The sequence below is a fragment of the Actinacidiphila yanglinensis genome (genome assembly GCF_900107965.1).
Taxonomy (GTDB): Bacteria; Actinomycetota; Actinomycetes; order Streptomycetales; family Streptomycetaceae; genus Actinacidiphila; species Actinacidiphila yanglinensis.
Genome location: NZ_FNVU01000003.1, coordinates 51,620 through 70,516, shown reverse-complemented (window position 1 = coordinate 70,516; position 18,897 = coordinate 51,620). Strand labels below are relative to the sequence as shown.

Annotated in this window: 16 protein-coding genes; 4 read left to right on the top strand and 12 right to left on the bottom strand. The window is 71.3% G+C overall.

Annotated features, from left to right (window positions below):
• Positions 1-55: 55 nt before the first annotated feature.
• The gene (locus C4U44_RS07355) at positions 56-652 is read left to right on the top strand and encodes a hypothetical protein (protein WP_103884842.1); all 597 of its coding nucleotides are present in this window, start codon (positions 56-58) and stop codon (positions 650-652) included.
• A gap of 89 nt (positions 653-741) precedes the next feature.
• On the opposite strand, the gene C4U44_RS07350 is transcribed toward C4U44_RS07355, so the two are convergent.
• From C4U44_RS07350 to nrdR, 8 genes are all read right to left on the bottom strand, one after another.
• Complete coding sequence (locus C4U44_RS07350; RefSeq protein WP_103884841.1) at positions 742-1,398, bottom strand: hypothetical protein; 657 nt, start codon at positions 1,396-1,398, stop codon at positions 742-744.
• Positions 1,399-1,452: 54 nt separating this feature from the next.
• Positions 1,453-2,139 carry a ribonuclease HII gene (locus C4U44_RS07345; RefSeq protein ID WP_103884840.1) on the bottom strand — a complete coding sequence of 229 codons (687 nt, stop codon included), beginning with the start codon at positions 2,137-2,139 and terminating at the stop codon, positions 1,453-1,455.
• A gap of 48 nt (positions 2,140-2,187) precedes the next feature.
• A complete protein-coding gene (locus C4U44_RS07340) occupies positions 2,188-3,120 on the bottom strand; it encodes an ADP-ribosylglycohydrolase family protein (protein ID WP_103884839.1) in 933 nt (310 codons plus the stop codon).
• Between the two features lie 206 nt (positions 3,121-3,326).
• Positions 3,327-3,989 (bottom strand): histidine phosphatase family protein, encoded by a 663-nt coding sequence (locus C4U44_RS07335; RefSeq protein WP_103884838.1) that lies wholly within the window; start codon positions 3,987-3,989, stop codon positions 3,327-3,329.
• A 122-nt stretch (positions 3,990-4,111) separates the two neighbouring features.
• A complete protein-coding gene (locus C4U44_RS07330) occupies positions 4,112-4,717 on the bottom strand; it encodes a YdbC family protein (protein ID WP_103884837.1) in 606 nt (201 codons plus the stop codon).
• A 62-nt stretch (positions 4,718-4,779) separates the two neighbouring features.
• On the bottom strand, positions 4,780-5,550 hold the full coding sequence (locus C4U44_RS07325) for an MBL fold metallo-hydrolase (protein WP_103884836.1): 771 nt from the start codon (positions 5,548-5,550) through the stop codon (positions 4,780-4,782).
• A 339-nt stretch (positions 5,551-5,889) separates the two neighbouring features.
• Entirely contained in the window at positions 5,890-8,769 is a 2,880-nt protein-coding gene (locus tag C4U44_RS07320) for a vitamin B12-dependent ribonucleotide reductase (protein ID WP_103884835.1), read from the bottom strand.
• Positions 8,770-8,886: 117 nt separating this feature from the next.
• Positions 8,887-9,396, bottom strand: coding sequence for a transcriptional regulator NrdR (gene nrdR, locus C4U44_RS07315; protein ID WP_103884834.1), 510 nt, complete (start codon positions 9,394-9,396; stop codon positions 8,887-8,889).
• Between the two features lie 574 nt (positions 9,397-9,970).
• Here nrdR and lexA point away from each other — a divergent pair.
• Positions 9,971-10,750, top strand: coding sequence for a transcriptional repressor LexA (gene lexA / locus C4U44_RS07310; protein ID WP_103885268.1), 780 nt, complete (start codon positions 9,971-9,973; stop codon positions 10,748-10,750).
• A gap of 279 nt (positions 10,751-11,029) precedes the next feature.
• Here the strand turns inward: lexA and C4U44_RS07305 are convergent, their stop codons facing one another.
• The gene (locus tag C4U44_RS07305) at positions 11,030-13,048 is read right to left on the bottom strand and encodes an ATP-dependent DNA helicase (protein ID WP_103884833.1); all 2,019 of its coding nucleotides are present in this window, start codon (positions 13,046-13,048) and stop codon (positions 11,030-11,032) included.
• A gap of 125 nt (positions 13,049-13,173) precedes the next feature.
• Here C4U44_RS07305 and C4U44_RS41475 point away from each other — a divergent pair, with 125 nt between their 5' ends.
• Both C4U44_RS41475 and C4U44_RS41470 read left to right on the top strand, forming a co-directional pair.
• Complete coding sequence (locus C4U44_RS41475) at positions 13,174-14,421, top strand: FHA domain-containing protein (protein ID WP_160144996.1); 1,248 nt, start codon at positions 13,174-13,176, stop codon at positions 14,419-14,421.
• Positions 14,422-14,432: 11 nt separating this feature from the next.
• A complete protein-coding gene (locus C4U44_RS41470) occupies positions 14,433-15,659 on the top strand; it encodes a serine/threonine-protein kinase (protein ID WP_160144995.1) in 1,227 nt (408 codons plus the stop codon).
• On the opposite strand, the gene C4U44_RS07295 is transcribed toward C4U44_RS41470, so the two are convergent.
• The 3 genes from C4U44_RS07295 to C4U44_RS07285 form a co-directional block, all read right to left on the bottom strand.
• Positions 15,637-16,122 (bottom strand): FHA domain-containing protein, encoded by a 486-nt coding sequence (locus C4U44_RS07295; RefSeq protein ID WP_160144994.1) that lies wholly within the window; start codon positions 16,120-16,122, stop codon positions 15,637-15,639. The genes C4U44_RS41470 and C4U44_RS07295 overlap by 23 nt on opposite strands.
• Before the next feature lie 170 nt (positions 16,123-16,292).
• Positions 16,293-18,149, bottom strand: coding sequence for an IucA/IucC family protein (locus tag C4U44_RS07290; protein ID WP_103884831.1), 1,857 nt, complete (start codon positions 18,147-18,149; stop codon positions 16,293-16,295).
• Positions 18,150-18,208: 59 nt separating this feature from the next.
• A complete protein-coding gene (locus C4U44_RS07285) occupies positions 18,209-18,874 on the bottom strand; it encodes a GNAT family N-acetyltransferase (RefSeq protein ID WP_103885267.1) in 666 nt (221 codons plus the stop codon).
• Positions 18,875-18,897: the final 23 nt, after the last annotated feature.

The window sequence follows — 18,897 nt, the reverse complement described above, 5'->3', positions numbered from 1 at the left end:
CCTGACCGGCGTGCGCCCGCGCCCGGTCTACGGGTGCATCCGTGAAGGGAGGACCGTGACCATCGGGTTCGTTCCTGAGACCTCGTCCAGCGCTTCCCCTCCGGTGTCGCGCAGCGTCGAGCCGGCGGCGTGGGCCGGCAGCGGAGTGCCGATGCTGGCCAACCCGCGCGATGTCATCAAGGATCTGCACGCCAGGCACCTGCCGTCGCCGTCGACCGCCGTGGTCGCGGTCTACGACCCGGACGGACGGATCAGGGCCAGCGCCTCCTTCACCGCCCGCAGCGGGGTGCTCGACGGCTGGGAGCGCCGCAACTCCCTGCTCTCCCACCTGCGCAGGGTGATTCCACACGACCTGCGGCTACGCCACCCCGTGCGGACCGCGGTGCTCATGGTCTGCCGCGACGGCGGACCGGACTGGACCGCGGAGGACGGCGCCTGGATGTGGGGCCTGCGCGATGCCTGCACCTTGCACGGCCTGCGCTGCGGATCGTATGTGACCCTCACCGACGACGGCTGGAACGTCATCGGTGAGAGCCGTGCTGGGCGAACGCCCAACGCCCGCACCTCGGTGGCCCAGCACACGAATGCGCCGGCGCACACCGCCGAGCCGCAGACGGCACCGCTGGCGGAACGCCGGGCAGCCGCACACTGACACCGGCCGCCGGCCCACCGACCACAGGTCGTCGGGGGCCGGGATCGGCGGTCAGCGGGCCGATTCCCACCGGCGAGCGGTCGGCGCGGTCACGCGCTCGCGCCGAGCAGGCCGTTGGTCCGCGTCGGATCGCCGCACACGATCAGCAGCACACCGGCGCGGGCCAGTGCACCCGCAAGCGCACGCGACATCTCTTCGTCGTCCCCGCCGTTGAGGGCGACGACGACCACCGGGCGGCCGGTGGCGCGCGCGGCCCGGATGTCGGCGTAGAAGACGTCGTCCGCCGCGTCGTGCTGGGCCCAGTACGACGTCTCGCCGAAGGACATCTCGTGGGCGGCCCACGGATGCGCCTCGCCGGCGGTCAGGACCAGGATCTCGCCGGGTGCACGGCCGGTGTCCAGCAGCAGGTCAACCGTTTCGTCGGCAGCGTCGATCGCGCCGGCCTCGGGAACGGGGATGACCTGGATCTGGGGGCTCGTGGTCCCGGTGGACCGCTGCTGCGGCACGGCGCCGACGGCGGACGGCGCGGACGGGGTCACCGGTCCGGCCTTGCCCGCGGGACGGTGGGGCCCGGGACGGCCGGGGCCGGCGCCTGCGGCGTCCCTCGGCGGTGCGGGACGCGGTGCCGCGGGCCGCGGCGGGCCGGGAACTGGACGGGGGGTCGACGCATTCCGACCGGCGGTCGGAGCAGTGCGGGGACCCGGGACGCTCTCGTGAATCTGAGGCTCCTCGGGGGTGAGAGGCATGAGTTGATGTCTATCAAACGTGCTGTGAATGCGCAGCGGGGGGTGGGTCCCCAATCAGAAATCGAAACCGAGTTGTTCCCCTGCGTCGGCGTCGTCCCGCACCTTCTTGAGGTGCTGCCACCGCGGCATCGCGTCCAGATACGACCAGGACAGCCGGTGCTGCGCGGTCGGACCCAGTTCCTCAAGTGCCGCACGGTGAACGGGTGACGGATATCCGGCGTTGTCAGCGAAGGCGAACGGGGTGTATTCCACACCGAGTTCGGCCATCGCGGCATCGCGGCGCACCTTGGCGATCACCGATGCGGCAGCCACCGCGACACAGGACTGGTCGCCTTTGATCACCGTCCGCACCCGCCAGGCCCCGCCCAGGTAGTTGTGCTTGCCATCCAGGATGACCGCGTCGGGGCGTTCGGGCAGATCCGCCAGGGCACGCCCCGCGGCCAGCCGCAGCGCCGCGGTCATCCCGAGGCTGTCGATCTCCTCGGGTGACGCGTGGCCCAGCGCGTAGGAGGTCACCCAGTCGGTGAGGAGGGCGGCCAGCTTGGCCCGTCGCTTCGGGGTGATCAGCTTGGAGTCGGTCAGGCCCTCGGGCGGGCGGCGCAGTCCAGTGACCGCCGCGCAGACGGTGACAGGTCCGGCCCACGCGCCACGGCCCACCTCGTCCACTCCGGCGACGGTGCGTACGCCGAGGGTGGCGCGCATCGAACGCTCGACGGTGTGGGTTGGCGGTACGTAGGGCATGACGTGTTCAGCCTACCCTTCGGCAACGGGCAGCTGACCGTGGGGTGATCAGGCCGATCCGGCCCATTCCGGCAGGGGTTCGGTCCATCGCGTCCAGGTGGCGGGCGGCTCCCCGCCGGTGCGGGCGGCGATGATGCCCCCGACGATCGCGCAATTGGTGTCCACGTCGCCGCCGACCCGCGCCGTGGTCCAGAACGCCCGCTCGTAGTCGCCGAGGTGGCGCGCCGCGGCCCACAGTGCGAAGGGCACCGTGTCGTGCGCGCTGGTGCGGCGGCCGCAGCCGAGCACCGCGGCGACGGTGGCCACGTCGGCGTAGTCGAGCATGTCGCGAGCGCGGCGGATACCCGCGTGCACGGCGCTGCGTGGCACCAGCTCCAGCACCGCGCCCAGGAGCGCGTCGGGGTCGTCGGGTCCCGCCGGATCCGCGGCGAGAGCGGCGGCGGCCGCGACCGCCATCGCCCCGACCACGGCTTCCCGGTGCTGGTGCGTGGTGTACGCGGAGATCTCGGCCTGGTGGGTGGCCTGCTCCGGGTCGCCCGCGTACCAGGCGCCCAGCGGCGCGATCCGCATCGCCGCCCCGTTGCCCCACGACCCCTGCCCGTTGAACAGCCCGGCGGCGAGCTCACGCCAGTCGGCACCCTCCTGCCGGATCAGCCGCAGCATCCGATTCACGGCCGGCCCGTAACCGCGGTCGAAGTCGTGGTGCTCGGCGAAGGACCGGGCGAGCGCGTCCTGGTCGATCCGGCCGTGCGCCACCAACACGGCGAGGACGGAGCAGGCCATCTCCGTGTCGTCGGTCCAGGCCCACGGGCCGGGCGGAAGGTCGCCGCTCTGGAGGGCGGCGTAGTTGGCGGGGACGAAGAACTGGGACCCCAGCGCGTCGCCCACCGCCAGCCCGCGCAGGCTGGCCGTGGCGCGGGACAGGCGGGCAGATACGGGACCCGGCTCGGAGGCAGGCTCGGGGGCGGGCTCAGGAATCATCGTGTCGGAACCTCTGGTCTCATCGCACGCATCGTACTGACCGGCACCGGGAAGGAACACGCACCGGCACCCACAGAGCGGCCGGAGCCGGCAGAGCGAGCGGGCGGTGACCCGTCAGCGAGAGCGGCTGGACACGCTGCGGGACCGGCCCGCGCTCGCGTGTGCTCCCACCGGAATCACATCGCACCACCCCGGCGGAACAGCGGTCACTGCAGGCCGCCGCCGGGCGGGCAGGGAGTGCCCCAGCGCTCGAACGGACGGTCCAGGTGATAGCGGCCGGAGCTCTGGAGGAGCAGCATGCGGGTCTCGCCGTTGGACGGGTTGGACAGCGTCTCGAACTCCTCGACCGTCCAGTGGAACCAGCGCATACAGAACAGTCGCATCGTCAGGCCGTGGGTGACCAGCAGGACGTTCGGCGGGAAGTCCGGTTTGTCGAAGGCACGGTAGAGCGTCTCCAGGAACGCCCCCACCCGATCATGGACGTCGGCGCCGCTCTCCCCCATCGCGAAACGGTAGAAGAAGTGGCCGTACGCGTCCCGGGCCTTGCGCTGGCGCTGGATGTCCTCCGGGTCCTGCCAGTTGCCCCAGTCCTGCTCCCGCAGGCGGGGCTCCTCGCGTGCCTGGACCAGCCCCGGGTCCAGGCCCAACTCCTCGAAGGTGTGCCAGGTCCGCCGGTACGGGGAGACGAATGCCTGCACCCGCTCCCCGCCGAACACCTTGCGCAGCCGGGCGCCCGCACGTGCGGCCTGCCTTCTGCCCTCGGCGGTCAGCTCCAGGGCGTGGTCGGGGACCCGTTCGTAGACGGTGTCGTCCTCGTTGCCCTGGGACTCGCCGTGCCGGACGAGCACGATGCGTTGCGGGCGTCCCATGCGGCCAGCCTATTGCCACCGTCGCGGCTTCGCCCACCAGCGCCCGCGCAGGCATCGAGGGGCCGCAGCCCACTGTCCGGCGCCGGCTGAACCCATCCACCCGACCGGACCGGGAACGCGGATCAGACCGTCCAGGCCTGCACCACATCCACCACGTCACCGGCGACGGAGATCACGTCACCGTCCAGGTCCGCACGCTCCGACAGCCGCTCCACCGCCCCCTCCCGGTACTTGCCGTGCTCCGTGGCCGAGTTCCACATCGACAGGACAAGGAAGTCGTCCGTCTCGCCCTGGCCGAAGGACCCGCGCAGCATCCCGGGCGAGCCGGCCATGGCCGGATTCCACACCCGCTCCTGCATCTGCGTGAAGTGGTCGACGCGCTCCGGTCGCACCTTGCACAGCGCGACCCTGAGCAGATCCGTGTCGGTGAAACGCGGCTTGAAGCCAACCTTCACATCGAGCCGGTGCTGGAACAACCGCACCGCGAGCAGCTCGTACGTGCCCTGTTGATGAGCGGCGACGCCGTCGTGCGGGCCGGCCATGAACGCGTCGTACGAGCGCCGGTCGTCCCAGAAGGCGAACAGGTGCGCGACTCCCGGCTGGGACCGGCTCCAACCCCCGCCCTGACCGAGAAATCCCGGCTGCTGCCGCAGCGCCACCCACCGGCGCTGCCCGCGATCGAATCCGGGCCGGTCGACGACCCCGCAGCGTATCCACTTGACCAACACCGCGCCATCGTAGTGGCGTCAGGCATCCGGCCCGGTCCAATCCGGCACCGCGGGGGTCTCGCTCAGAGCGCTATGGAAGCACCTGGTCCGAGCCGGTGCAGGCGGTCGGCCAGACCCGCCTTCCCGAACTCCGCCTCCAGGCTGTCGCCGTCCTCCGTGAAGTGCGCCCATTGCTCGAAATGCAGCGGCACGACCTGTCCTGCACCCAGGATCACGGCGGCCTCCGCCGCCTCGGCGCTGGTCAGGGTCAGTGTGCCGTCCGGCACCAGCTCGGTGCGGGCCGCGCCCGCGAACAGCAGGGCCACGTCGAACGGCCCCAGGCGCGCGGCGATGGACCGCACCACCTCGAGCGAGGCGTTGTCCCCGCTGACGTAGACCGTCGGCAGGCCGCTGCCCGACAGCACGAACCCCGTGACCTCGCCGACCAGCTTCTCGCTGCCGTCCGGACCGTGCTGCGCGGGCACGCCGGTCACCCGCAGCACCCCGCCGTCCGGCCGGGGCAGGTCGACGTGCTCCCAGTTCGGCAGCGTGCGCACCGCGCCGACGAGCCGGTCGTGGGCCGAGCGCGTGCTCAGCACCAACGGCGCCTCGGCCAGCAGATCCCGGCCCGCACGATCGAGGTTGTCCGGATGCTGGTCGTGCGACAGCAACACGGCGTCGACCGGTCCCACCTCCGCGGGCCCCAGGGCCGGCCCTGCCGTCTTCACCAGCTTCCTGGCGCCGATCGGATACTCCCCCGGTGCGTCGAACGTCGGATCGGTGAGCAGACGGAGCCCGCCGATCGTCACCACCGCCGTCGGCCCGCCCACGTACCGAATGTCCACACCTGCCATGACCAATCCCCCTCGCTCATCGATGACTTCACCGTGCCCGAGGCGGTTTTCCCTCGCCTCGGACGTCCTTCTCCCGGAACTGTTCCCCACGTCGCCCTGACGCGCGAAACACCCGCTTCCCGATGTTCACCCGAACGCCACAACCGCCGCGCGCCCACCGTCTCCGGCCCGAGGAACCGGACCCGACGCCCCGTGCCCGAGGGGCAGCGCCGACGAGCAGTGCCCGCGAACGACGCGACCGGCCGGGTGGCATCGCTTTGCGCGACGTCACTCGGCCGGTCGGATCCGAGTCGATCAACCCGGCATCAGCCGCTCAGTTCGGCCCTGGCCGGTCAGTGCTCAGCTGCACCCACTGGTCGAGCCGCAGCCCTCGCAGAGGTAGCAGCTTCCGGCGCGACGCATCTTCGTGCCGCAGGAGAAGCACAGGGGTGCGTCGGCGTTCAGGCCGAGCTGGATCTCCAGCAGCTCCGTGGAGTTGTGCGCCTCCTTGGGAGCGGGAGCCGCGGCCGCGGGCTTGGCCACCGACAGCGGCTTGGGGGCTTCCACGTGGCGCGGCGCGGACTGCGCGAGTCCCTCGACGTCGACGTCGTCCTCACCGGCCTCATAGGAGCCGGTGTCGAGGTGCCGCTGGCGCTCCTCGGCGGAGTGGATGCCGAGGGCGGAGCGGGTCTCGAAGGGCAGGAAGTCCAGCGCCAGGCGGCGGAAGATGTAGTCCACGATGGACTGCGCCATCCGCACGTCCGGGTCGTCGGTGAGGCCGGCGGGCTCGAAGCGCATGTTGGTGAACTTCGAGACGTAGGTCTCCAGCGGGACGCCGTACTGCATGCCGACGGAGACCGCGATGGAGAAGGCGTCCATCATGCCCGCGAGGGTCGAGCCCTGCTTGGACATCTTCAGGAAGACCTCGCCGAGGCCGTCGTCCGGGTAGGAGTTCGCCGTCATGTAGCCCTCGGCGCCACCGACGGTGAAGGAGGTGGTGATCCCGGGGCGGCCCTTGGGCAGGCGCTTGCGGACCGGGCGGTACTCGACCACCTTCTCCACCGGGGCGGGGGCCTCGGCCGTGGCGTCCGCCTTCGCGTCCTGCTTCTTCTTCGCCGACAGCGGCTGGCCGACCTTGCAGTTGTCGCGGTAGATCGCGAGCGCCTTCAGGCCGAGCTTCCAGCCCTCGTAGTAGACCTGCTCGACCTCCTCGACGGTCGCGGACTCCGGCAGGTTGACCGTCTTGGAGATGGCACCCGACAGGAAGGGCTGGGCTGCGGCCATCATCCGCACGTGGCCCATCGCGGAGATCGCCCGCTCGCCCATCGCGCAGTCGAAGACCTCGTAGTGCTCCTGCTTGAGGCCGGGCGCGTCGATCACGTTGCCGTGCTCGGCGATGTGGGCGACGATCGCCTCGATCTGCTCCTCCTGGTAACCCAGGCGCTTGAGCGAGACGGGGACCGTGTTGTTCACGATCTGCATCGAGCCGCCGCCGACCAGCTTCTTGAACTTGACCAGCGCCAGGTCGGGCTCCACACCGGTCGTGTCGCAGTCCATCATCAGGCCGATGGTGCCGGTGGGGGCCAGCACCGACGCCTGGGCGTTGCGGAAACCGTTCTTCTCACCGAGCCGGAGGACGTCCTGCCACGCCTCGGTCGCCGCGGCCCACACCGGGGTGTCGAGGTCGTCCACCCGCTTGGCGACGGTGTTGGCGTCCGAGTGCTGCTTCATGACGCGGTTGTGGGCGTCCGCGTTGCGCGCGTAGCCGTCGTACGGACCGACCACGGCGGCCATTTCGGCGGACCGCTTGTAGGACGTGCCGGTCATCAGGGAGGTGATGGCGCCGGCCAGCGCGCGACCGCCGTCCGAGTCGTACGCGTGCCCGGTGGCCATGAGCAGCGCGCCCAGGTTCGCGTAGCCGATGCCGAGCTGGCGGAAGGCGCGAGTGGTCTCGCCGATCTTCTCGGTCGGGAAGTCGGCGAAGCAGATCGAGATGTCCATCGCCGTGATGACCAGCTCGACCACCTTCGCGAAGCGCTCGGCGTCGAACGTCTGGTGTCCCTGGTCGTCATGGCGCAGGAACTTCATCAGGTTCAGCGACGCGAGGTTGCAGCTGGAGTTGTCCAGGTGCATGTACTCGCTGCACGGGTTGGACGCGGTGATCCGGCCGGTCTCCGGGGACGTGTGCCAGTGGTTGATGGTGTCGTCGTACTGGATGCCGGGGTCGGCGCAGGCCCATGCCGCCTCGGCCAGCTTGCGGAACAGCGCCTTGGCGTCGACCTGCTCGATGACCTCACCGGTCATCCGGGCGCGCAGTCCGAACTCGCGGCCGTCCTCGACGGCCTTCATGAACTCGTCGTTGACCCGGACCGAGTTGTTGGCGTTCTGGTACTGGACGGAGGTGATGTCGTCCCCACCGAGGTCCATGTCGAAGCCGGCGTCCCGCAGGGCGCGGATCTTCTGCTCTTCCTTGACCTTGGTCTCGATGAAGGCCTCGACGTCGGGGTGGTCGACGTCCAGGACCACCATCTTGGCGGCGCGGCGGGTGGCACCGCCCGACTTGATGGTGCCCGCGGAGGCGTCGGCGCCCCTCATGAAGGAGACGGGGCCCGAGGCATTGCCCCCGGAGGACAGCAGTTCCTTGGAGGAGCGGATGCGGGAGAGGTTCAGGCCGGCACCCGAGCCGCCCTTGAAGATCATCCCCTCTTCCTTGTACCAGTCCAGGATCGAGTCCATCGAGTCGTCGACCGACAGGATGAAGCAGGCCGAGACCTGCTGCGGCTGGGCCGTCCCGACGTTGAACCACACCGGCGAGTTGAAGCTGAACACCTGGTGCAGCAGGGCGTACGTCAGCTCGTGCTCGAAGATCTCGGCGTCCGCGGGGCCGGCGAAGTAGCCGTTCTTCTCGCCTGCCTTGCGGTAGGTGAGCACCACCCGGTCGATGAGCTGCTTGAGGCTCTTCTCCCGCTTCGGGCTGCCGACCGCACCGCGGAAGTACTTGCTGGTCACGATGTTGACCGCGTTCACCGACCAGAAGTCGGGGAACTCGACGCCACGCTGCTCGAAGTTGATCGACCCGTCGCGCCAGTTCGTCATGACGACGTCACGGTGCTCCCAGACCACCTCGTCGTACGGGTGCACGCCCGGGGTCGTGTGGATGCGTTCGACACGCAGGCCCTTGGCCACCTTCGTCCCCTTGGTGCGCGAACCGCGTGCCGGGCCGCTCGTCGTCTCTGTCATTCCGCCTCCCTATACGGGCAAAACGCCCTGATGTGCGCGGTTCTTCCCGCAGCACGGTGTGTTGTCTGCCGCCTCGGGCCCTAGGGGCACCGGGGCAAATCCGTGTCCCGGCGCCGATCAGTCGGCGACTGCGGGCGCGGGGACCCCGAGGTCCTCGTCAAGCCCGCCGGGAGTCATGGGTGGGAGCTGCTCGCGCAGCTCCGTGATGGCCCGCTCGAAGTCGTCAAGGGAGTCGAAGGCCCGGTAGACGCTGGCGAACCGCAGGTAGGCGACGAGGTCGAGCTCCTGGAGCGGGCCGAGTATGGCCAGCCCCACGTCGTGGGTGGACAGCTCGGCGCTGCCGGTGGCCCGGACCGCCTCCTCGACGCGCTGCCCGAGCTGGGCGAGGGCGTCCTCGGTGACCGGCCGGCCCTGGCACGCTTTGCGCACCCCGGCGATCACCTTGTTGCGACTGAAGGGCTCAGTGACGCCGCTGCGCTTGATCACCATCAGCGAGGCCGACTCAACGGTGGTGAAGCGCCTCCCGCAGTCAGGACACTGCCGACGGCGGCGGATCGAGGCGCCGTCATCGGTGGTCCGGCTGTCGACGACGCGGCTGTCGGGGTGTCTGCAGAAGGGGCAGTGCACGGCGTTTCCCACTCCCTTCCTCACCACGGTGAGCACACGGCGGACATGCTTCCGCAGGGCCCTGCTCGAACCCCCGAAGCAGCCTCAAGCATAGGCGATCGCAACGACATTGGAGTCATCGGACCCGCTTGGAAACCACAACTTGTGGTGGCCGGGCCCTATCCAACCACTAGATCTGGTGCTCGTGCATCAAGGGGTGCCGTCCGCGTGTCGTGACTGCGGAGGTCGCCACAGAGCGCGTCCGCGACATCCCGGAGCGTACGGGAAGGTGTCCGGAAAGCGACGCGCGGGGGCGGTGCGAGACTGGCTGCGACGGAATGCGGACCACCCCGCGCGTCGCCGCGCACACGCGATCCGGCACCCTGGACCGGCACGCCGGAAGTGATGTGGGAATCGAACTTCCATTCGATCAATACACCCGGTACCTTGATCGCGTCAGCAGATTTACGCTAATTCACTCGAACGTGTGTTTGGCGCAACCTTTCGAAACCCACTACCGTTGTACTAACTGCCCGCACGCGGATGCGAGCCGACCGCAGTCCATGCGGTGGAGAACAACTCGAAAGGGGCCGCCGTGACCACCACCGCAGAGAGCGCCACTGCCACATTGCCCGCCCATGACCGCTCCCCGGACGGAATCGGCCCGTTGGACGTGACGAACGAAGACAACGCCCCGAAGCCCGCGCGCGCACTCCCCGGACGGCCCCCGGGTATTCGCGCCGACAGCTCCGGACTGACCGAGCGCCAGCGGCGCGTCATCGAGGTCATCCGGGACTCCGTGCAGCGCCGCGGATATCCGCCGTCCATGCGCGAGATCGGCCAGGCCGTCGGGCTGTCCAGCACCTCCTCGGTCGCCCACCAGCTCATGGCGCTGGAGCGCAAGGGATTCCTGCGCCGCGACCCGCACCGCCCGCGCGCGTACGAGGTCCGCGCGTCCGACGCGAGCCACCCGCAGCCCACCGACACCACCGGCAAGCCCTCGGCGTCGTACGTCCCGCTGGTCGGCCGGATCGCGGCCGGCGGTCCGATCCTCGCCGAGGAGTCCGTCGAGGACGTCTTCCCGCTGCCGCGGCAACTCGTCGGCGACGGCGAGCTGTTCGTGCTGAAGGTGGTCGGCGACTCGATGATCGAGGCGGCGATCTGCGACGGCGACTGGGTGACCGTGCGGCGCCAGCCCGTGGCGGAGAACGGCGACATCGTCGCGGCGATGCTCGACGGCGAGGCCACCGTGAAGCGCTTTAAGCGGGACAACGGCCACGTGTGGCTGCTGCCGCACAACGCGGCCTACCAGCCGATCCCCGGTGACGAGGCGACGATCCTCGGCAAGGTCGTGGCGGTGCTCCGCCGAATCTGAGCGAGCCTGAGCCGGCCTCTCACAGCCGCCGGCAGCAGACAGGACCGACAGGGCCCAGCAGTCCGCCACGGGCGGCCTGCTGGGCCCTGTCGTGCCCTCTGGAGGGCTCTGGAGACCCGCCCGCTGCCGCCCCGCGCAACCGCCCAACAGGCAGCCCAGCGCGGCCGGGACGGCCGGCAGGAGCCGCTGCGGTCGGCGAGCGCCCGGTGCCGGGGCGGCGGGGACGACGCTCCGCGCACGCCCCACCACCGTGCGCCGCCGGCAGCGGCACCTCAGCAGCTAGACCTCGGCCGTCTCCGCAGCCTCCGCCGCCACCGGCTGCTCCGCCGCGGCATTGATCGCCGCCAGCGACTTCCGCACCTGGTTCCGGTCGTTGGTGTACCAGAACTCGGGCATCGACGAGCGCAGGAAGCCGCCGTAACGCGCGGTGGAAAGCCGCGGATCGAGCACCGCCACCACGCCCCGGTCTCCCGTGGCGCGGATCAGCCGCCCGGCGCCCTGCGCCATCAACAGGGCGGCGTGCGTGGCCGCCACCGCCATGAAGCCGTTCCCCCCGCGCTCCTCCACCGACTTCTGCCGCGCGCTCATCAGCGGGTCGTCCGGCCGCGGGAACGGGATCCGGTCCATCACCACAAGCTGGCAGTTCACGCCCGGCACGTCCACCCCCTGCCACAGCGACAGCGTGCCGAACAGGCAGGTCCGGGCGTCCTCGGCGAACGCGCGGATCAGCTCGCCCAGCGTCTCCTCGCCCTGGAGCAGCACCGGGTGGTCCAACCGCCCCCGCATCGCCTCCGCGGCTGCCTGGGCGCCGCGCATCGACGAGAAGAGCCCGAGAGTGCGACCGCCTGCCGCCTCCACCAGGTCGGCGAGTTCGTCGAGCATGTCCTCGCGGCCGGAGTCGCGGCCCGGCTGGGAAAGATGCTTCGCGACGTACAGGATCCCCTGGCGGCGGTAGTCGAAGGGCGACCCGACGTCGATGCCCTTCCATGGCGGCGGGTCCTCCTCGCCCTCGGCTGCCTTCGCGCCCTCGGGGGCAAGGCCGAGCGAGGCGGCCACCCCGTTGAAGTCGCCGCCCAGCTTGAGCGTGGCGGAGGTGAGCACCACGGACCGCTCGCTGAAGAGCTTCTCGCGCAGCAGGCCCGACACGCTCAGCGGCGCCACCCGCAGCGACGCACCGAACCTGTCGTGCCGCTCGCACCACACCACGTCGAACTCCGAACCCTGCACAAGGCGTTCGGCGACCTCATGGACGTGCTCGACGGACGCGAGGGCCTGCTTGCGGACCACGTCCTCGTCCTGCACGGACTTGTCCCGGGTCTCGCCCAGCGCGGTGATCACCAGCCGGCAGGCGTCGCGGAGCGCGGCGAGCACGTAGGCGAGGTCCTCGGGAATCTCCTCCAGCCGGCCGGGCAGAGCCAGCTCCATCACCCGCTCGAAGCCCTCCCCGGCACTCAGGAGCGCGTCGGCGGCCTTCTCGTTGACGAGCTTGGCGGCGCGTTTGACGGCGCGGTTCACCCCGATCGGGCTCAGCTCGCCGGTGGCGACTCCGGTGACACGGGAGACCAGTTCGTGCGCCTCGTCGACGATCAGCACCTCGTGGCTCGGCAGCACCGGGGCGCCCTCGATGGCGTCGATGGCGAGCAGCGCGTGATTGGTCACGACGACATCGGCGAGTTTGGCGCGCTCGCGTGCGGCCTCCGCGAAGCACTCGGCCCCGTAGGCGCACTTGGTGGCGCCCAGGCACTCGCGGGAGGTGACCGAGACCTGGCTCCAGGCACGGTCGGAGACGCCGGGGCTGAGTCCGTCCCGGTCGCCGGTCCCGGTCTCGTCGGCCCAGTCGCGCAGCCGCAGAAGGTCCTGGCCGAGCTTGCTGGTCGGCGCGGCGGCCTCGAAGGGGTCGAAGAGGCCGTCCTCGTCGTCCTGCGGCACGCCTTCGTGCAGCCGGTGCAGGCACAGGTAGTTCGAACGTCCCTTGAGGATCGCGAACTGCGGTTCGCGCCGCAGCAGCGGCTTCAGCGCCTGGACCGTCCGCGGCAGGTCGCGCTCGACCAGCTGCCGCTGGAGGGCGAGGGTGGCGGTGGCCACCACCACGGGCTCGCCGTGTGCCAGGGCGGGCACCAGGTAGCCGAGCGACTTGCCGGTGCCGGTGCCGGCCTGGACGAGCAGATGCGACTGGTCTTCCACGGCGGCCTGTACGGATTGCGCCATGGTGACCTGGCCTTCCCGCTCCACGCCGCCGACGGCGGTGACGGCGGCGTGCAGCAGGTCGGTGAGGGCGGGTGGGGTGGTGGCAGTCATAGGCAGGCCAGCCTACGGCGCCCCACCGACACCGCGGTCCCGATCCGGACGGAGCCACCGGTGGGGGTGGCCCGCGCGGAGGTTCCCGGGACCACCGCGATCGCTCCCTGCTATTTTCTGGTCATATGCAGTGCGAGAGCCGCTTGACCCTCGATGCCTCGGCAGCGGAGTACGTGATCGACGTGGCGAACGTCGTACGCGAGCCGGCGCTCGGCGGGGACAGAGCGGCGGACCTGAGCCGCTTCGAGGCACTGCTCGACGCCCTGGCTCAGTTCGCACACGACCCCGCGGTGCAGGTCTACCCGATCACGGACCGCTCGCTGCTGACCGACGGCCGCCTGGAGCCGCAGGAGCGCGAGCGTCTGGACCGCTGGTACCGCGACCGGCTCCTCGAGGTGCTGCCCAGGGCCGACGACCGCATCCTGGAGCTCGCCGACACGCTCGAATTGCAGGTGGTGAGCGCGGACAACTTCCTCGACTTCCACCGCGCCTACCCGTGGATCCCGGGCGACCGCGACCACTTCCTCAGGCCGCTGCTCGGACCGGACGGGGCCCTGGTGGTACGCCCGCGGGTCATGCCGGTGCCACCGGAGTGGCAGGTCTCGCGCAAGGAGGAGGAGGGCCTGCTCCTGGAGGCAGGGGTGCTCAGGCGCTGGGCCCCGTCGGCGCACCGGGACGTGCTCAGCCGGGACTGGCGCTGCCCGCAGGCGGACTGCCCGCTGTTCGGCACGGGCGACCACCCGGGCTCCGCGCTCCCGCGCCGCCGGGGCAAGCGGGTGCTGTGCCCCACGCACGGCCTGCCACTGACGGACGCCGGGCCGCGGCCGCGCCGCGCGCAGATGAAGGTGGTCATGGACGGCACCGTCCGCGGCCGCTTCATGGTGACGGCCGGCGAGCCGGTGGCGGTGGGCCGGGCCCCGGCCGGCGGAGGGGTGGCCCTGGGCGCCTGGATCGACGACACGGCGGTCGAGTCGGTCAGCCGCACCCATGTGGTGCTCGGCTACGACGGCGCGGGGCTGACCGTCGTCGACGAGCGCAGCGCCAACGGCACGCGGATCCGACGCCGCCGGCCGACCGGGGACGAGTTGCTGCCCCTGTACCGCGGCACCCAGTGGCAGTTGCGGCGCGGGGACGCGATCGTGCTGCACGACCGCCTGGAACTGCTGCCCAGCGGCCGCCAGTTCGTCTTCGAGGACGACGCGACGGACGGTACGGTCGGACCGCAGCAGGCCGCCGCGGCCGCGGAACCCACGATGGTCGGTCTGCCGTCCTCCCTGTGGTGGCCGCAGGAGGCGTCACCGGTGCAGGCGGAGTCGCCGGTACAGCAGGGGTCCCCGGCGCCGGAGCCACCGGCACGCGACTGCCACGAGTGACCGGAGGCGCAGTGGGAGGGGTGGGCGGTACGGGCGGGGCGCCGGACGAGATCGGGCCCGGGATGCTCCTCAGTGGCCGCTACCGGCTGGAGGAGCAGCTGGGCGGCGGCGGCTTCGGGCAGGTGTACGCCGCCCTCGACGAGGGTTTGGGACGCCGGGTGGCGGTAAAGGTACTGACCCTGCGCGCCGAGTGGGCCGAACACGAACGCATGGAGCGCCAGGGCCGCTTCCGCCGCGAGGCGCTCGCCGCAGCCGCGCTCGGCCACCCGAACGTGGCGACCGTCCATGACGCGGGCGAGCACGACGGCCGCCCCTTCCTGGTGATGGAGTTGCTGGCAGGCCGGGACTTCGGCCAGGTACTGCTGGAGCGGGGCGGCCTTCCGGTGGCCGACGTCCTGGCGTACGGCGCCCAGATCGCCGCCGGCCTGCAGCATGCCCACGAGCACGGCCTCGTGCACCGCGACGTCAAGCCGGAGAACCTGATGCTGCTGCCCGGCGGCGTGGTCAAGATCTGCGACTTCGGGCTGGTGGCGCAGCGCGACCCGGAACCGGCCCGGTTCACCGATCCGCACGCTGTGATGGGTTCACCTCCCTACCTGTCGCCCGAGCAGGCGCAGGGCCGGGAGGTCACGGCCCAGTCCGACCTGTACTCGCTGGGTTGCGTGCTGTACGCGCTCCTCGCCGAGGGCCCGCCCTTCTCGGCAGGCAACGTCATCGGTTACGCGTACGCGCACGTGCACGAGGCGCCCGAGCGGATCGAGCGGCGCCGCACCGAGGTGACGGCCGACCTCGCCCACCTGGTGCACGGTCTGCTCGCCAAGGACCCTGCGGACCGGCCCGCGACCGCGCGCGAGGTGGAGGGGCGGCTGCGGGCTCTGCAGCACCCGTCCCCCGCCCCCCGTACGCCCACCGCCCTGGACTCCGGGACGCGGCAGGTGGTGTGGGCGCTGCTGGAGGAGGGTGAGGGGCTCCTGGCGGCCGGCCGCTTCGCCGACGCGGACCGGCGGTACTGGCAGGCGCTCCAGCAACTCGCCCGGCAAGGCGCCGAGACGGCCCCGGCGTCCTTCGCGGCGCTCTTCGGCCGGGCCCGTGCGCTGGAGGGTCTGAACGGCGTGCCCTCGGTGGCCAGGCGCCTCGCGGAGTTGGCGCGTGAAGCGTCGGTGTCCTTGGGCGCCGAGCACCCCGTCGCCCGGTGCGTCGCCTCCTACGCGGCGGTCAGGGCAGCACCCGAACGGTGACGTTCGCGGCGAGCCGGATGGCGTCGCCCGGGTGCAGCGTCGCGGGCTCATGGGGCGGAAGCCGGTAGCCGTGCAGGAACGTGCCGTTCATGGAGCCTTCGTCGGTGATCGACGCGGAACCGTCGGCCTCGACCGTGACGGTGGCGTGCAGGCGCGACAGGTTGTCGTGGGCGGCGAGGAAGGCGACGGCCGGGCACAGCCGCGGCTCGCGGCCCAGTCGGATGTGCCGGCCGGGCTCGACCGCGACGACCTGGTCACCCGGGAAGCGCAGTCGCACCGCGCGCGGCGGGGTGTCCCTTCGGGTCTTCGCGCTGCCGGACGCGGAACTCGTCAGGCGGCCGAGGACGCGGGTGTGCTCGCGCGTCGGATCGGACGGGGAAACCTTGCTCCCTGGGTTCGCGGGACCCATGTCCGTGGTGTCCGTGTCCGCCGTGCCCGCGTCACTGCCGAGGGTGGCTGCCATCAACGCGAAGGGCAGATAGCACCCCTGGCAGACCAGTTGCCCGGGGTGCGCGCCGGTCGTGCCGCACTCCGGGCATCTCCCGCCGCCGGACTCCCCGCCCATCCCACTCCCGCCGTCGGGCCGTTCGTCGACGGCCGCCAGGCGAATCGTATCGGCGCCGGGCGGCTCGTTCAGGGCCCGCAGAGCGGATTGGGCACGGTCCCGTGCACCGCCGCGTGCGGGCGGTCGGCGCGGTCACGGTACCCGTCGAGGTGGAGCCGGTTGCGGTTCAGGCAGAGCCGGGCAATGCGCGGGGTGAACAGGTCGAAGAGCGCGAAACGATCTTTGAGTTCGGGGAAGCGCTCCTGGTGGCGAATGATCTCCCCCCGCACCAGGGTCCAGAACTCGGTTTCGGGAACGCCGAGTTGCCGTTCGCACAGCGGTGCCAGATAGCGGAACACCCCGACGAACAGGCCCGAGTGGATGAACTGGGTGAGGAATTCCGGCGGCTCGGTGAGCAGCACGGCGCGGACATCCGCAGGCATGGTGTCGTGTTCCGGCAGCGGCTGCGCCGAGATGTTCACGTCGTCGACGAAATCCTTGACCGCCAGCCGGACCGGGACATCGTGCTCGTCGTAGACGATGATCGCGTTCTCGCCGTGTGGGGAGAAGACCGTGCCGTAGCGGTAGAGGAAGTGCAGCAAAGGAGGGAGAAGCGCGGCGAAGAGGTGTCTCAGCCACACCTGCGGGGAAAGTGCGGAGCGTGCGACGAGTTCGGCGGTGAAGGCGCGACCGGCGGGGTCGGTGTGCAGCAGAGCGGCGAGGGTGCGGGCCCGTTCGCCGGGGGCGAGATAGGGGGTCAGCGGCTCCCGCCAGATGCAGCCGAGCAGTTCGCGGTACTGGTACGGCACCGCGGGCATCTTGTCGTACTGCGGATGGGCCACGGTGACGGACGCCACCTCGCCGAGCAGGATCACCCTGGCCTCGTCGCGCAGGAAGCGGTCGTGGTCGCGCACCCTGTGCACCCAGGCGGTGACCGCGGGAGCCGCCAGGGTGCGTTCGGTGGGCAGGCCGCGCCATACGAGGGTGTTGAGCACCGACAGCGGGAGCTTGACCGTTCGGCGCTGCGGGCGGGTGATGTTGAGGAAGGTGCGGATCGACTGCTGCGGCAGCCGGAGGTCGCTGTCGGTGGTGAGTCGGATGAGGGAACCGTCGGCGACGGCGGGTGCGAAGAGCGGGGCGACGATCTGCTCCCACTGCCAGGGGTGGACGGGCAGCAGCAGGTAGTCGGCGGGGTCGCGGCCGTGGTCGGCGATGGTGCGGTGGAAGGTGTCGAGGTCGGCGGGGGCAAGTTCCTCCGCGTAGAGCGGGTCGGAGGTGGTCAGGGTGCCGGTGCCCCGGTATGCGGCGAGGTCGCGGTGCACGGCGATCCACGGCAGCCGGTGCTGTCTGCGGGCCTCGGGGGCCCAGTGGGCGGCGTCGGCGTCCGAGAATCCGATACGCCCCTTGTTGGCTACCAGCCAGGGGTGGCCGGTCTGGTGCCCTTCGAGTTCCGCGTAGCCGAGGTCGGCGAGTTCGGCGGCCGTCAGCGCGGTGGAGTCGAGGCGTACGTCGGCACGCAGCGTGGCGAGCAGTTCCCTGATCAGATGCCCGGTGGTGTCCCCGCTGAGGCCGAGCACGCTGTGGTGCCCGTGCGCGAGGAAGTCCAGCGGGTCACCGGTCGGAGTGATGCTGTCGGCGTCCACGTACCAGCTCCCGTAGGAGCCCCTGCGTGCGCGGAACCGGTAGGTGACGTCGGGCCCGAGGTCGATCCGGTACGCGTCGCTGCCGGCGGCGGGATCGGGCTGCGGCGCGATCACGTCCTCGTAGGCGAACTCGGCGAGCATCTTGGCGAGCAGGCGCCGGGACGCGCGCTCCCAGGCGGCGCCGGACTCGGTCGGGGATGAGATCGTCACGATGGGCTCCTGCGGACGGGACGGAAGGGCTGCGTGCGAGAGGGCCGATGCCGGTCGGGGACAACCGGGATGCGGCTGGACGTACTGGGGCATGGGCGACCTCGGTCGGACGCGGCCGGCCGGGCCGTACGGCGCGCGCGACGCCGGCGACGTCACATCCGGTCGCGCAGGGCGCGGTCGCGGATCATCAGGGCCGCACGCTTCCCCGGCAGTTCGACCTCCGCGGACAGCCGGAAGCCGGCCGCGAGGAAGGCGGCCACGGAGGGGGTGTTGCGCAGGTCGGGTTCCGCGATCACCCGTGCGCAGGCGGGCCGGTGGTCGAGCACCAGGTCGGAGACCGCCCGCAGCAGCATGCCGCCCAGGCCGCGGGCGCGGTCGCCCACACCGCCGATGAGCAGGTGGAGCCCGGTGTCGTGCGGCCGGGCCGGGTAGTAGCGGGCGACCGGGTCAAGATCGGCGCGGTAGATCTCCCAGTAGCTCATCGCGGCCCCGTCGAGCACACCGAGACAGGGCGCGCTGCGGCCGTCCCCGTCGAGTTGGGCCCGCAGATGCGCTTCCGTGACGCCCTGCTCGCCCGCCAGCTCCCAGAACTCGGCTACCGCCGGATCGTTCATCCACCGGGTGATCGTCTCCAGGTCCCGGCCGAGGTCGACCGGGACCAGCCGGAATTGCCCGCCGGGAGTGTCGGCGGACGGCCAGGACGCGACGCGGTCGAGCAGTCCGCTCGTCGCGCGGTCCTCCCCTCGGTACCGCGCCGCCTCGCGCGTCGGTTCCTCCGTCGCACCCTCCGCGAACAGCGCGAGGACCTCCGGTGGCATTTTCAGGTCGAGGGTGTCCTCGG

What these genes read in the sequence shown, in the direction of transcription:
- C4U44_RS07350 (WP_103884841.1), bottom strand. Translation starts at nt 1,398, where the DNA reads ATGCCTCTCACCCCCGAGGAGCCTCAGATTCACGAGAGCGTCCCGGGT.
- C4U44_RS07345 (WP_103884840.1), bottom strand. Translation starts at nt 2,139, where the DNA reads ATGCCCTACGTACCGCCAACCCACACCGTCGAGCGTTCGATGCGCGCC.
- C4U44_RS07340 (WP_103884839.1), bottom strand. Translation starts at nt 3,120, where the DNA reads ATGATTCCTGAGCCCGCCCCCGAGCCTGCCTCCGAGCCGGGTCCCGTA.
- C4U44_RS07335 (WP_103884838.1), bottom strand. Translation starts at nt 3,989, where the DNA reads ATGGGACGCCCGCAACGCATCGTGCTCGTCCGGCACGGCGAGTCCCAG.
- C4U44_RS07325 (WP_103884836.1), bottom strand. Translation starts at nt 5,550, where the DNA reads ATGGCAGGTGTGGACATTCGGTACGTGGGCGGGCCGACGGCGGTGGTG.
- C4U44_RS07320 (WP_103884835.1), bottom strand. Translation starts at nt 8,769, where the DNA reads ATGACAGAGACGACGAGCGGCCCGGCACGCGGTTCGCGCACCAAGGGG.
- C4U44_RS07305 (WP_103884833.1), bottom strand. Translation starts at nt 13,048, where the DNA reads ATGACTGCCACCACCCCACCCGCCCTCACCGACCTGCTGCACGCCGCC.
- C4U44_RS41475 (WP_160144996.1), top strand. Translation starts at nt 13,174, where the DNA reads ATGCAGTGCGAGAGCCGCTTGACCCTCGATGCCTCGGCAGCGGAGTAC.
- C4U44_RS07295 (WP_160144994.1), bottom strand. Translation starts at nt 16,122, where the DNA reads ATGGCAGCCACCCTCGGCAGTGACGCGGGCACGGCGGACACGGACACC.
- C4U44_RS07290 (WP_103884831.1), bottom strand. Translation starts at nt 18,149, where the DNA reads ATGCCCCAGTACGTCCAGCCGCATCCCGGTTGTCCCCGACCGGCATCG.
- C4U44_RS07285 (WP_103885267.1), bottom strand. Translation starts at nt 18,874, where the DNA reads ATGCCACCGGAGGTCCTCGCGCTGTTCGCGGAGGGTGCGACGGAGGAA.